Raw genomic sequence first — 14,294 nt, forward strand, 5'->3', positions numbered from 1 at the left:
CCGCCGGACAGTTCTAGCAATGCGAAGCATTGCTTACTATCACTCCTGATTTTTGGGTAGGCAAAAGGATTTCGTCGTCTGCGAACGACGACCAAAGGTTTCACCTTTGGGATCTGACCGACTTTTTGAAAAAAGTTGGATCAAAAACTTTTAACCAACGCTTTCGGAGAAATTGGCGTTCGCTTTTTCCGCTTCGATCTGTTTTGTGACTTTCTTAATGCAGTGCAGGCAGGTAGGGGTGATGTAGAGCACGGCGGCGATCCACGCGGTTTGATCCGAGAAACAGATAGCCGTATAGCCGAACGCGCCGACAAAGCCGAGGCTGACGATGGAGCGCGCGAACATTTCCGTTACGCCGGAGAATACTGCGCGGCCGGAGAAGCCGATGCCCTGTGTCGCCATGCGGCAGATGTTGAGGATGCCGAGACTCCAGAAGAAGTAGCCCATGCAGCGCAGATATTTTGCGGAAGCGTCGAGCACGTCGCCTGCACTCGATTCAACAAAGAGCGTGGACATGCTGCGGCCGAAGAAGATCATGACAAGGCCGATGCAGAAGCCGTAGGCGACGCCGACGATGACGCCGAGCCGTACGCCCTGCCGGATGCGCTCCGGCTTTTTGGCACCGAGATTCTGACCGCAGAAGACGGAAACAGCAGAACCGAGGGCATCAAACGGGCACATGCAGAACTGCTTCAGGCGCATACCGGCCGTGAAGCCCGAAACATACACGCTGCCGAGGCCGTTGTTCGCTGCCTGCATGACCATGCTGCCGATGGCCGTGATGGAGGTTTGAAGTCCCATGGGGATGCCCATGACGACGAGGTCACGGATGGATTCGGCATCCGCTTTGCAGTCTGCGCGGGAAAGCGTGAGGAGCGGTACGCGGAAGCGGATATAGATGAGGCACAAAATGCCGCTGACCGCCTGCGCTGCGATGGTGGCGATCGCCGCGCCCGCAACGCCCCACTTGAAGACAATGATGCAGAGCAGGTCAAGACCGATATTCAGGACGGTCGAGATGGCGAGGAACAGGAACGGCGTGCGGCTGTCACCGACGGAGCGCAGGATGCTGGAGAGCAGATTGTATAATAAGGTAAAGGGGATGCCGAGGAAAATGACGATGAGATACGCGTAGGCGTCGTCAAAAACATCCTGCGGCACGGAGAGCATTTGCAAAATGAGCGTGCAGCACAGAGAACATACCGCCGTGATGAGCACCGCGAATAAGGCGGTAAGCAGCACGGAGTTGAAAATGTACGAACGCATTTTATCAAGACGCTCTGCGCCGAAGCTTTTGGCGATGGGGATACCAAAGCCGATGCAGATGCCGATGCAGAAACCGAGTACCAGAAACTGCACGCTGCTTGTGGCGCCGACGGCGGCAAGTGCGCCGGTGCCGAGCACACGGCCGACGATGGCGGCATCAACCAGATTATACATTTGCTGCAAGAGGTTGCCGAGCAAAAGCGGCACCGCAAATTGCAGGATAAGCTTGAGGGGCTTACCCTCTGTCATGCTTTTTGTCACGAAAATCACCCGAAAATACATAGTCTCTTTTCAACCTTCTTATTTTATCATACCTTTTTTATTTTGGCTATGGCAGAACTGCGGATTTTGCACGTTGTTTTCCACACTTTTTGCGTGAATTGCGGAAAAAGCGCCCGATTTGAGAAAAAAGGAAAAACGGTGGGAGAAAAGGTGTTTCCTGCAAAACTTACAGAAGAAAAATTTTGACAAGGCGGTCGAAAAGCATTGACAACGAGAAAAACGGGTGTTATAATCTATTCAATTTCATAACAAAAAGCGATGACGAAGACTGTCTGTGCAGAGCTGTTTCAGAGAGCCGGTGGAAGGTGTGAACCGGTGCAGAGATGCAGAGATTTCTCCCTTCCGAGCCGGATGCCTGAACAGCGAATTCAGTAGGGTATCCCGTGATTGCTACGTCAGTGCATAGAAGTTATTGGACTTCGAAGAGTGGCGGAGGTTCTCCGCAATTTGAGTGGTACCGCGAGTGCATAATTTAGTTATTACACCCGTCTCAAAGCATAAACGGCTTTGAGGCGGTTTTTTTACACTTCAAAGCGGAAGAACAAAGAAACAAGCTGCAAGTTTGAAAGCACAAACTTTCAAATTCATAAGGCTTTAAACCGAACACAGCAGGAAAGGCAGAAGAACATGTTATCATTAGACAAAGTATTTGATGCACAAACCGTTCTAAAGAGCATCATCCGCGAAACAAACGTCGTGAAGACCTACGGCATCGCGCCGGATTGCGACCTGTACCTAAAGCCCGAGAATTTGCAGATCACCGGCTCTTTTAAGGTGCGCGGCTCTGCGTATAAGATCTCCCAGCTTTCCGCAGAAGAGAAAGCGAAAGGCGTTATTGCCTGTTCCGCGGGCAACCACGCACAGGGCGTGGCGCTGGCGGCAACGAAAAACGGCATCAAATCGCTCATCTGTCTGCCGGACTCCGCGCCGATCTCCAAGGTGGAGGCCACAAAGGGCTACGGCGCAGAGGTTTGCCTTGTGGAGGGCGTTTACGACGACGCGTATAACAAGGCGATTGAATTGAAAGAAAAAGAGGGCTATACGTTCGTGCACCCGTTTGACGACGAAGACGTTATCGCGGGCCAAGGCACCATCGCGCTGGAGGTTCTGAATGACCTTGACAACATCGATGCCATTGTGGTGCCGGTGGGCGGCGGCGGACTCATCTCCGGCATTGCGTACACCGCAAAGCACATCCGCCCGAGCGTGAAGGTGTACGGCGTACAGATGACCGGCGCACCGAGCATGTACAACTCCATTCACGACGGCAAGATCGAGACACTCGACACCGTGCAGACCGTGGCGGACGGCATCGCCGTAAAGCGCCCGGGTGACAACACGTTTGAGATTGTCAAAAAATATGTGGATGACATCGCGCTGGTGAGCGAGGACGAAGTTTCGAGCGCAATCTTGGCACTCATCGAAAAGCAGAAAATGATCGCGGAGGGTGCGGGCGCTGCTTCCGTTGCCGCCGTGATGTTCAATAAATTTGATTTAAAGGGCAAGCGCGTTGTGTGCATCGTCTCCGGCGGCAACATCGACGTGACGAGCCTTTCCCGCGTGATTGACCGCGGCCTGATGAACTCCGGCCGTTCCGCGAGCCTCCTCATCGAGCTTATCGACAAGCCCGGTCAGCTCAAGGAGATCTCTTCGATCATCGCGGACTGCGGCGGCAACGTGACCGGCGTGCACTATGAAAAAGGCAACACCGAAAGCATTAACGGCTGCTTCCTGCGCATCGAAATGGAGACGCGCGACAACAACCATGTGAAAACGATCAAAAACGCCCTGCGTGAAGCAGGCTTCAGAACCACCAAGGGTTGAGAGGAGAAAGCAAAATGATGGACGCAAGCAAATATAAGGTCGGGTACTTCCCGGTATCGAAAGAATATAACAAGTGGGTGGAAAAAGACCACATTGAAAAGGCGCCGATCTGGTGCAGTGTGGATATGCGCGACGGCAACCAGAGCCTTGTCATCCCGATGAGCCTTGAAGAAAAGCTTGAATACTACAAAGTGCTTTTGCAGGTCGGCTTTAAGGAGATCGAGGTCGGTTTCCCGGCGGCGAGCGAGACGGAATATGAGTTCCTCCGCACGCTGATTGACAACAACATGATTCCCGAGGACGTTACCGTGCAGGTGCTCACCCAGTGCCGCGAGCACATCATCCGTAAGACATTCGACGCGTGCAAGGGTGCACCGAGCGCAATTATCCACTTCTATAACTCCGTCAGTGTTGCACAGCGCGAGCAGGTGTTTAAGAAGTCCAAGGAGGAGATCAAGAAGATCGCCGTAGACGGCGCGAAGCTCGTCAAAAAGCTTGCGGCCGAATACGAAGGCAACTTCCGCTTTGAGTATTCCCCGGAGTCCTTTACGGGCACCGAGCCGGAATATGCGCTGGAGGTCTGCAACGCGGTTCTCGACGTTCTGGAGCCGAGCGAGACGAACAACGTCATCATCAATCTGCCGGTCACGGTGGAAATGAGCATGCCGCACGTGTATGCTTCGCAGGTCGAGTACATGAGCGAGAACCTCAAGTACCGTGAATTCGTGACTTTGTCTCTGCACCCGCACAACGACCGCGGCACAGGCGTTGCGGACACCGAGCTGGCGCTCCTTGCCGGCGCAGACCGCGTAGAGGGTACGCTGTTCGGCAACGGTGAACGTACCGGCAACGTGGATATCATTACGCTTGCGATGAACATGTACTCCCACGGTGTTGACCCGAAGCTTGACTTCTCCGACATGCCGTACCTTGTGGACGAATATGAAAAATGCACGCGTATGCATGTGTACGAAAGAGCCCCGTATGCGGGCGCACTGGTGTTTGCGGCGTTTTCCGGCAGCCACCAGGATGCGATTGCAAAGGGCATGAAATACAGAGCGAAAAATAAGTTGCATCAGTGGAACGTACCGTACATTCCGATCGACCCGAAGGACATCGGCAGAACGTACGACGCAGACGTTATCCGCGTCAACTCCCAGTCCGGCAAGGGCGGCATCGGTTATCTGCTGGAGCAGACGTACGGCTATAACCTGCCGCCGAAAATGCGCGAGCACTTCAGCTATCTGTGCAAGGATATTTCCGACCACGAGCACAAGGAACTGAAGCCGGATGAGGTTCTGAATATCTTTGAAGAGAACTACCTCAATCTGACGAACGGTGTTACCGTGACGGATTTTGAGTTTATGCGCGACAAGGACAACGTGAAGATCGGCATCACGTTTGCGAAGGACGGCGAAGAGACCGAGATGGAAGCGGAGGGCAACGGTTCCCTCAACGCGATCAACAACGCGCTGCGTGCGTACACCGGTGCAGAGTACACCCTGCAGGTCTTTACCCAGCACAGTATGCAGGGACAGGGCTCGCAGAGCGTGGCGGCTTCGTACATCGGCCTTGAAAAGGAAGACGGTTCGATGTTCTGGGGCGCAGGCACCGACACCGACGTTGTAAAGGCAAATACAAAGGCGCTGTTGAGCGCTTACAACAATATGATCAAAGGGGGAAACTAAAATGAAAATGACCATGACGCAGAAGATTCTTGCGGCGCACGCGGGTCTCAGTGAAGTTACCGCCGGTCAGCTCATCAATGCAAAGCTGGATATCGTGCTCGGCAACGACATCACGACGCCGGTCGCAATCCATGAGTTTAAGAAAGCGGGCTTTACAGACGTTTTCGATAAGGACAGAGTGACGATCGTACTCGACCACTTTGTGCCGAACAAGGATATTAAGGCGGCGGAACAGAGCAAGACGTGCCGCGAGTTTGCGTGCAGCCACTGCGTGAGCCACTTCTATGACGTGGGCAAGATGGGCATTGAGCATGCGCTTTTGCCGGAGCAGGGCATTGTGACCGCCGGCGACTGCATCATCGGCGCGGACAGCCACACCTGCACCTACGGTGCGCTGGGCGCGTTCTCCACAGGCGTTGGCTCTACGGATATGGCAGCCGGCATGGCAACGGGCATGGCGTGGTTTAAGGTTCCGTCCGCGATCAAATTTAACCTGACCGGTAAGCTGCCGGAAAATTGCAGCGGCAAAGACGTTATCCTCACAATCATCGGCATGATCGGCGTGGATGGCGCGCTGTATAAGAGCATGGAGTTCACCGGCGAGGGCGTGAAGAACCTCTCCATGGACGACCGCCTGTGCATCTGCAATATGGCGATTGAGGCCGGTGCGAAAAACGGTATTTTCCCGGTGGACGATATTACGCTTGCCTATTTACAGGACAGAAGCGAACGCGAGCCGGTTGTATACGAAGCAGACCCCGACGCGGAATACGAAAAGGTTATCGATATCGATCTCGCAAAGATTGTGCCGACCGTCGCCTGTCCGCATCTGCCGGAGAACACGCATCCGGCAAGCGAGCTGCACGATATTAAGGTCGACCAGGTTGTCATCGGCAGCTGCACGAACGGCAGAATGGAAGACATGGAAGCGGCGTACAGCATTTTGAACGGCAAGAAAATCGCGGACGGCATTCGCTGCATCATCATTCCGGGCACGATGCAGATTTACCGTGAATGCGTGGAGCGCGGTTATGTGACGGCGTTTATCGATGCGGGCGCTGTTGTTTCTACCCCGACGTGCGGTCCGTGCCTCGGCGGCTATATGGGCATTCTGGCAGCGGGCGAACGCTGCATCGCCACAACGAACCGCAACTTCGTCGGCCGCATGGGTCATGTGGACAGCGAAGTGTACCTGGCTTCTCCGCACACGGCGGCAGCCAGCGCGCTGACCGGCTACATCACCGAATATAAGGAGGCGTAAGCATGAACACACAGGGCAAGGTTTTCAAATATCCCGATAACGTCGATACGGATGTTATCATTCCCGCACGTTACCTCAACACCCCGAACGCACAGGAGCTTGCGCTCCACTGCATGGAGGATATTGACAAGGCGTTCGTAAAGAAGGTCGAAAAGGGCGACGTCATTGTGGCGGGCTGGAACTTCGGCTGCGGCTCTTCCCGTGAGCACGCACCGCTCGTCATTAAAACCTGCGGCACGGGTTGCGTCATTGCAAAGAGCTTTGCGCGTATTTTCTACCGCAACGCCATCAATATCGGCCTGCCGATTCTCGAGTGCGAGGAAGCGGCAGACGAGATCAACGCAAACGACGAAGTTTCGGTCGATTTTGATACCGGCATCATCACCGACATCACGACCGGCAAGACGTATAAGGCACAGCCGTTCCCGCCGTTTATTCAGAACATCATCAAAGCAGGCGGCTTGCTGAAGTCCCTCAAGGAGGCGGAAAACAAATGACGAAGAACATCGCGGTGATCCGCGGCGACGGCATCGGCCCGGAGATCGTAAACGAAGCGCTCCGCGTACTGGATAAAATTGCAGAGCTGTACGGACACACCTTTCATTATACAGACGTCGATATGGGCGGCTGTGCCATCGATAAGTGGGGCGACCCGCTGCCGCAGGAAATGCTCGATAAGTGCGTAGCTTCCGACAGTGTGCTGCTCGGCGCCGTAGGCGGTGACAAGTGGAACGATGTGCCGGGCCCGAAGCGCCCGGAAAAGGGTCTGCTGCGCCTGCGCGCGGGTATGGGTGTTTACAGCAACAACCGCCCGGCGAAGATCTGGCCGCAGCTCTCTGACGCTTCTCCGCTGAAAAAATCTATTGTCGAAAAGGGCATCGATTTCATCATCGTGCGCGAGCTCATCGGCGGCATCTATTTTGGCGAGCATAAGACCGATGATGCAGACGGCCAGCCGGTCGCGACGGACATTATGAAGTACAGTGAAGCGGAGATCGAGCGCATCGGCCGCATCGGATTCGAGACGGCAAGAAAGCGCAATCACCGTTTGTGCTCCGTAGAAAAGAGCAATGTGCTCGATACGAGCCGCCTTTGGAAGAAGGTCATGCACCGCTTGGCGGAAGAATACACCGACGTGGAGCTGACCGATATGCTCGTCGATAACTGCGCGATGCAGATCGTGAAGAACCCGGCACAGTTCGACGTCATCGTGACGGAGAACATGTTCGGTGACATTCTTTCCGACGAAGCTTCCATGATCACCGGCTCCATCGGCATGATCCCGTCCTCGAGCCTCGGTGCAACGAGCTGCGGCCTGTACGAGCCGATCCACGGCTCTGCACCGGACATTGCGGGTCAGGACCTTGCAAACCCGATCGGCACCATTCTTTCCGCCGCCATGATGCTGCGTTACAGCTTCGATATGGCGAAGGAAGCCGATGCGGTGGAGCATGCGGTTTCCAAGTACCTTGACGCGGGTTACCGTACTGCCGACATTATGGAAGACGGCATGACGAAGGTTGGCTGCAAAAAGTGCGGCGACCTCATCCTTGAATACTTAACGAAGGAGTAATTGAATGCAGCTTACAGGTGCAGATATCCTCATCAGAACTTTAATTGAACAGGGCTGCGACACCGTTTTCGGTTATCCGGGCGGGCAGATCCTGAACGTTTACGACAGTCTTTATAAATATCAGAATGAAATTCGCCACATGCTGACGGCGCACGAGCAGGGCGCTGCCCACGCGGCGGACGGCTACGCAAGAGCGACCGGCAAGGTGGGCGTGGTGATGTCCACCTCCGGCCCGGGCGCAACGAACCTTGTGACCGGTATTGCGACGGCGTACCTCGATTCCATCCCGCTTGTCGCGATTTGCGGCAACGTGCCGACAACACAGATCGGCACGGACAGCTTCCAGGAGATCGACATTACGGGCGTGACGCTGCCCATTACGAAGCACAACTACTTCGTCGGCTCCGTGGAGAATCTGGCGGACACCATCCGCGAGGCGTTTGCGCTTGCGCAGTCCGGCAGACCGGGCCCGGTGCTCATCGATGTGCCGAAGGACGTGCAGACAGCGGTCTGCGACTACGAGCCGCAGGCACCCGTACAGCCCGAAGAACGCCACGCGGCGAAGGACGTGCGCATCAAAGAAGCCGCGGCGCTCATCAATGTCTCGAAGCGCCCGTTCATTTACTTCGGCGGCGGTCTCATCACATCGGAAGCGCAGGAAGAAATGCTGGCGCTCGCCGAGAAGATTGACGCGCCGATCGGCTGCTCCTTGATGGGTCTTTCCGGCATTCCGACCGACCACCCGCGTTTCCTTGGTATGCAGGGCATGCACGGCCACTACGCTTCTTCCATGGCGATGCACGACGCCGACCTCATCATTTCGCTCGGCGTGCGCTTTAACGACCGCGTGACGGGCAACCGCGAGAAGTTTGCGAAGCTTGCGCAGATCATCCATATTGACGTGGACGGCTCCGAGCTCTCGAAAACCGTGAACTCCGCCTGCGGCCTGCGCGGCGACGTGAAGCTGACGCTGCAAAAGCTCATTCCGCTCGTCAACGCAGAGCAGAAGCCCGACTGGGAAAAGGCCGTGAAGGCCTTAAAAGAAACCGAAAACGATTATCTCGATATTCGCCCGGGCCTTACGCCCCGCAACGCGATCATGACGCTGAACAAGCACCTCGGCGAGAATACCGCCGTTGCAACGGACGTCGGCCAGCACCAGATGTGGGCGGCGCAGAACGTGAACTTTAAAAAGCCGCGCCGCTTCATTTCCAGCGGCGGCCTCGGCACCATGGGCTTCGGCCTCGGTGCGGCCATCGGTGCGGCGGTCGGCACAGGCGAGCGCAGCGTGCTCGTCACGGGCGACGGCAGCTTCGGTATGTGTCTCAACGAACTCACCACTGCCGTAACCTACAACGTGCCGGTTGTCATCCTTCTGATGAATAACGGCGTGCTCGGCATGGTGCGTCAGTGGCAGACGCTGTTCTTTAATAAGCACTATTCCAACACGATTCTCGACCGCAAGACTGACTTTGTGGCGCTTGCGCGCGCGTTCGGCGCGGACGGCGAGGCTGTTGATACCGTGGCGGCGCTCGACAAGGCGTTTGAGCACGCGTTCAGCTGCGACGGCCCGTATGTCATCGATTGCAGGATCGATAAGGACGAATTCGTCCTGCCCATGCTCCCGCCGGGCGGCAGCATGGATGATATTATCATGAAGGTGGGTGAATGAGATGAATCGATATACCGTAGCGGTTCTGGTCAATAACCAGTTCGGCGTGCTGAACCGTGTGACGAGCATGTTCAGAAGACGTCAGTTCAACATCATTTCTCTGACCGTCAGCGAAACGGAATCGAACGCGCTTTCCCGCATCACCGTCACGTTTGAGGGCGGCGAGACGCAGAAGCAGCAGCTCGTGAACCAGCTTTATAAGCTGCCGGACGTTTGCTCCATTAAAGAGTTTACCCCGGACACCTCCGTCAGCTGCGAGCTGATGCTCATTAAGCTGAAAAACGATTCCAAAACGCGCAGTGACATCCTTGCCGCGGCGGACGCGTTCGGCGCGAAGACCATGGATTACTCCAAGGATTCCCTGATGCTTTGCCTGACCTCCGAATCGCGAAAAATCGATGAATTCGTCGATTTGATGCGCGACTACGAGATCCTTGAGATCTGCCGCACCGGCAATGTTTCCCTTGAAAAGGGCAGCACGACGATCCGTCAGGCCATCAATTTCTAATTTAGTTTGTCCATTTAAATTAACATACCAATTCATGCACAGAAAGAGGTAATTTATCATGGCAAGAATTTTTTATCAGCAGGATTGCGATCTGCAGAAGCTCGCAGGCAAGACCGTTGCCATCATCGGCTACGGCTCGCAGGGTCACGCACATGCACTGAACCTGAAGGACAGCGGCGTTGACGTTATCGTCGGTCTGTATGAAGGCTCCAAGAGCTGGGCAAAGGCCGAGGCACAGGGCCTCAAGGTCATGACAAGCGCTGAGGCTGCAAAGGCTGCGGACATCATCATGATTCTCATCAACGATGAAAAGCAGGCTGCACTGTACAAAGAGAGCATTGAGCCGAACCTGACCGAGGGCAAGACCCTGGCATTTGCACACGGCTTTAACATTCACTTCGGCTGCATCAAGCCGCCGAAGAACGTCAACGTCATCATGATCGCGCCGAAGGGCCCGGGTCACACGGTCAGAAGCGAGTATCAGGCAGGCAAGGGCGTACCGTGCCTCATCGCGGTCGAGCAGGATGCAACGGGCGACGCTTGGGACATCGGCCTTGCTTATGCACTCGGTATCGGCGGCGCAAGAGCAGGCGTTTTGGAGACCACGTTCCGTACCGAGACCGAGACCGACCTCTTCGGTGAGCAGGCAGTTCTCTGCGGCGGCGTTTGCGCTCTGATGCAGGCCGGCTTCGAGACGCTGGTTGAGGCAGGCTATGACCCGAGAAACGCGTACTTTGAGTGCATCCACGAGATGAAGCTCATCGTTGACCTCATCTACCAGAGCGGCTTTGCCGGCATGAGATACTCCATCTCCAACACGGCAGAGTACGGCGATTACATCACCGGCCCGAAGATCATCACCGAGGAGACGAAGAAGACCATGAAGAAGATCCTGAAGGACATTCAGGACGGCACCTTCGCAAAGGACTTCCTGCTCGACATGTCTTCCGCAGGCGGCCAGGTACACTTCAACGCAATGCGCAAGCTGGCTTCCGAGCATCCGAGCGAGGCTGTGGGCGCGGATATCCGCAAGCTGTACAGCTGGAGCGACGAGGATAAGCTCATCAACAACTGATTTGAACGGAATCTGTTTTAAGGGGATAGCCATAGGGGAGTTTTCCTCTATGGCTTAAACCCTATTTACACACGGCGCGTTTTTCCATGTGGGACGCCGCGCCACAGCCAAAATTTCACGGATCGAGGAAATAAAATGAAAAGTGATTCTCTGAAAATCGGTACGCAGAACGCGCCGCACCGTGCGCTGTACCATGCTCTGGGCCTCACGGAGGAGGAGATCGAACGTCCGCTCGTCGGCATCGTCAGCTCCTATAACGAGATCGTCCCGGGCCACATGAATATCGATAAAATTGTGGACGCCGTAAAGATCGGTGTTGCGATGGCAGGCGGCACGCCGATTGTCTTCCCGGCGATCGCGGTATGCGACGGCATTGCAATGGGCCACACCGGCATGAAGTATTCGCTCGTCACGCGCGACCTCATTGCGGATTCCACCGAAGCCATGGCATTGGCACACGGCTTTGATGCGCTCGTCATGGTGCCGAACTGCGACAAGAACGTGCCGGGTCTTTTGATGGCGGCGGCGCGCCTTAATGTGCCGACGGTGTTCGTCAGCGGCGGTCCGATGCTTGCGGGCCACGTAGACGGTGCAAAAACGAGCTTCTCCTCCATTTCGGAGGCGGTGGGCGAATTCAACGCCGGTAAGATTACCGAAGAAAAGCTGCGCGAATATGAGTGCAAGACCTGCCCGACATGCGGCTCCTGCTCCGGCATGTACACCGCAAACTCCATGAACTGCTTGACTGAAGCCCTCGGCATGGGTCTGCGCGGCAACGGCACCATCCCGGCGGTATACTCCGCACGTATCGAGCTTGCAAAGCACGCAGGCATGGCGGTCATGGATATGCTGAGAAAGAATATTCGCCCGCGTGACATCATGACGAAGGACGCCATTATGAACGCTCTTACGGTCGATATGGCACTCGGCTGCTCTACGAACAGTATGTTGCATCTGCCGGCCATCGCGCACGAGTGCGGCATCGAGATCAACCTCGACATCGCAAACCGGATCAGCGAAAAGACCCCGAACCTGTGCCATCTGGCACCGGCGGGCAGAACGTACATTGAAGAGCTTGACGAAGCGGGCGGCGTGTACGCTGTGATGAATGAGCTGAGCAAAAAGGGTTTGCTGCACACGGACTGCATAACCGTGACCGGCAAGACCGTCGGCGAGAACATCAAGAATTGCGTGAACCTGAACCACGACGTTATCCGTCCCATTGAGAATCCGTACAGTCAGACCGGCGGCATCGCCGTGCTGCGCGGTAATCTTGCGCCGGAGGGCAGCGTTGTAAAGCGCTCTGCCGTTCTGCCGGAGATGCTTGTGCATGAAGGCCCGGCACGCGTGTTTGAGAGCGAGGAGGACGCACAGGCGGCCATCAACGCGGGCAAGATCGTACCGGGCGACGTCGTTGTCATCCGCTATGAGGGTCCGAAGGGCGGCCCCGGTATGCGCGAGATGCTGAACCCGACCTCTGCTATCATGGGCATGGGTCTCGGCAACAGCGTGGCGCTCATCACGGACGGCCGTTTCAGCGGCGCAACGCGCGGCGCGTGCGTTGGCCATGTTTCCCCGGAAGCGGCTTCCGGCGGCCCCATCGGCGTTGTGGAGGAAGGCGACATCATCAGCATCAATATTCCGGAGAACAAAATTGAGCTGAAGGTGGACGAGGCTGTCCTCAATGAACGCATGAAGAACTTTGTGCCGAAGAAGAAAGAGCTTTCCGGCTACCTGAAGCGCTATGCGGCGCTGGTCTCCAGCGGTGCTTCGGGGGCGATTTTGAACTGATGGGTAGTTTACAGGAGTTGAGCATCCGCCTTTCCACGCTGGCGGTGTTCAAAGAATTACAGGAAGATGCGGTTATAAATAGTCTGCGTAAGTATCTCGCAGAGCCGTCCCCGGCGCTGTATGCGTCGTTCGTCTCTGCGCTGTACCGCGCAAACGGCGGCATACTCGGCGCGTATGTGCGCGAAATCTGCGAAAACAGCGAGAACGTCTACGTGCAGGCCGTGGGCAAAAAGGAAGAGATCCCCGCTTACCTGCGCGAGGCCGTTTTGGAAGAGCTTAAAACGCTGCAGATGACGGCGGAGCTCACGCCGGAAACGCTGCGCAGCGCGATGGAGTATAGGGGCTTTTTACCCGGCTTTGTCAGCGAAGCGCCGGACATTAAAGCGTGCTACACAGAGCGCACCGAGAACATCGGCAAGTACGGCTACGGCATTTACGCCAAAAACCGTATGTTCTACCTTGGCGAGAATGCCGAGATCGTGCCGGTCAGCAACCCGGACAAGACGGAGCTTTCCGACCTTGTGGATTACGCCCGCGAGCGCCAGATCATCATCGATAACACAAAGGCGCTGCTTGAGGGTAAACCCGCAGCGAACATTTTGCTGACGGGCGACGCCGGTACGGGTAAATCGTCTACGGTGAAAGCCGTCGTCAATGCGCTGTGGCGCGAGGGTTTGCGTATCATCGAGGTGCGCAAGGATCAGTTACAGTCTATCCCGAAAATTCTCGATGAGCTTTCTGCGAACCCGCTGAAGTTTATTCTGTTCATCGACGACCTTTCGTTCCTCAAGGACGACGATAACTTCAATGCACTGAAAGCGGTGCTGGAGGGCTCCGTTACGGCGAAGTCGCAGAACGTGGCAATCTACGCGACGAGTAATCGCCGCCATATCATCAAGGAGAAGTTCTCCGACCGTGAGGGCGATGACATTCACCGCAACGATACGATGCAGGAGCTCGCATCGCTTTCCGAGCGCTTCGGCATCCACGTGACATTCAGCAAGCCGAACAAGGACACGTTTCTGCACATCGTGCGCCACCTTGCGGAGGAAAACGGCATCGATATGCCGACGCAGGAACTGGAGCTGCTCGCCGAGCGCTTTGCGCTGGAGCGTGGCAACCGCTCCGCGAGACTTGCCCGTCAGTTCATCGACGGACTGCTTTCCAAGGCGGAATAAAAACCTTATACAGCAGACTGTTTTTGAAGCGGCACCTTTGCCGTTAAAACACGAAATGAAAAATGCTCCCGGTTTTTAGCTGGTTGCTCATAAAAAAGTGAATCCGACCTATGGCTGCAATCAAAGGTCGGATTCTTTTTTTATGTTAGGGCTAGAATATCCATGGCTCCCTCTGA

11 protein-coding genes are annotated in these 14,294 nt (G+C 55.7%); 10 read left to right on the forward strand and 1 reads right to left on the reverse strand.

Features of this window, described 5'->3' with window-relative positions; genetic code table 11:
* Positions 1 to 150 precede the first annotated feature (150 nt).
* Positions 151 to 1,548, reverse strand: a complete 1,398-nt coding sequence (locus tag ACLTX1_RS11345; RefSeq protein ID WP_308449065.1) for an MATE family efflux transporter — start codon at positions 1,546 to 1,548, stop codon at positions 151 to 153.
* 627 nt (positions 1,549 to 2,175) lie between these two features.
* Here ACLTX1_RS11345 and ilvA point away from each other — a divergent pair.
* From ilvA to ACLTX1_RS11395, 10 genes are all read left to right on the forward strand, one after another.
* Complete coding sequence (gene ilvA, locus ACLTX1_RS11350) at positions 2,176 to 3,372, forward strand: threonine ammonia-lyase (RefSeq protein ID WP_176821071.1); 1,197 nt, start codon at positions 2,176 to 2,178, stop codon at positions 3,370 to 3,372.
* Positions 3,373 to 3,386: 14 nt separating this feature from the next.
* Positions 3,387 to 5,060 carry a 2-isopropylmalate synthase gene (locus tag ACLTX1_RS11355; protein ID WP_308449066.1) on the forward strand — a complete coding sequence of 558 codons (1,674 nt, stop codon included), beginning with the start codon at positions 3,387 to 3,389 and terminating at the stop codon, positions 5,058 to 5,060.
* A gap of 1 nt (position 5,061) precedes the next feature.
* Complete coding sequence (leuC, locus tag ACLTX1_RS11360; protein ID WP_176821069.1) at positions 5,062 to 6,321, forward strand: 3-isopropylmalate dehydratase large subunit; 1,260 nt, start codon at positions 5,062 to 5,064, stop codon at positions 6,319 to 6,321.
* Between the two features lie 2 nt (positions 6,322 to 6,323).
* Positions 6,324 to 6,818, forward strand: a complete 495-nt coding sequence (leuD, locus tag ACLTX1_RS11365) for a 3-isopropylmalate dehydratase small subunit (protein WP_176821068.1) — start codon at positions 6,324 to 6,326, stop codon at positions 6,816 to 6,818.
* Positions 6,815 to 7,894, forward strand: coding sequence for a 3-isopropylmalate dehydrogenase (leuB, locus tag ACLTX1_RS11370; protein ID WP_176821067.1), 1,080 nt, complete (start codon positions 6,815 to 6,817; stop codon positions 7,892 to 7,894). The genes leuD and leuB overlap by 4 nt, the downstream gene beginning before the upstream one ends.
* A 4-nt stretch (positions 7,895 to 7,898) precedes the next feature.
* On the forward strand, positions 7,899 to 9,566 hold the full coding sequence (gene ilvB, locus ACLTX1_RS11375) for a biosynthetic-type acetolactate synthase large subunit (RefSeq protein WP_308449068.1): 1,668 nt from the start codon (positions 7,899 to 7,901) through the stop codon (positions 9,564 to 9,566).
* Between the two features lies 1 nt (position 9,567).
* Positions 9,568 to 10,074, forward strand: coding sequence for an acetolactate synthase small subunit (ilvN, locus tag ACLTX1_RS11380; RefSeq protein WP_176821065.1), 507 nt, complete (start codon positions 9,568 to 9,570; stop codon positions 10,072 to 10,074).
* Between the two features lie 55 nt (positions 10,075 to 10,129).
* Positions 10,130 to 11,149 (forward strand): ketol-acid reductoisomerase, encoded by a 1,020-nt coding sequence (gene ilvC, locus ACLTX1_RS11385; RefSeq protein ID WP_308449147.1) that lies wholly within the window; start codon positions 10,130 to 10,132, stop codon positions 11,147 to 11,149.
* A 135-nt stretch (positions 11,150 to 11,284) separates the two neighbouring features.
* On the forward strand, positions 11,285 to 12,940 hold the full coding sequence (gene ilvD, locus ACLTX1_RS11390; protein WP_176821063.1) for a dihydroxy-acid dehydratase: 1,656 nt from the start codon (positions 11,285 to 11,287) through the stop codon (positions 12,938 to 12,940).
* On the forward strand, positions 12,940 to 14,118 hold the full coding sequence (locus ACLTX1_RS11395; protein WP_308449069.1) for an ATP-binding protein: 1,179 nt from the start codon (positions 12,940 to 12,942) through the stop codon (positions 14,116 to 14,118). Before ilvD ends, ACLTX1_RS11395 begins: the two co-directional genes overlap by 1 nt.
* The last annotated feature ends 176 nt before the right edge of the window (positions 14,119 to 14,294 follow it).

Source organism: Hominenteromicrobium sp. (assembly GCF_046974225.1).
Taxonomy (GTDB): Bacteria; Bacillota; Clostridia; order Oscillospirales; family Acutalibacteraceae; genus Hominenteromicrobium; species Hominenteromicrobium mulieris.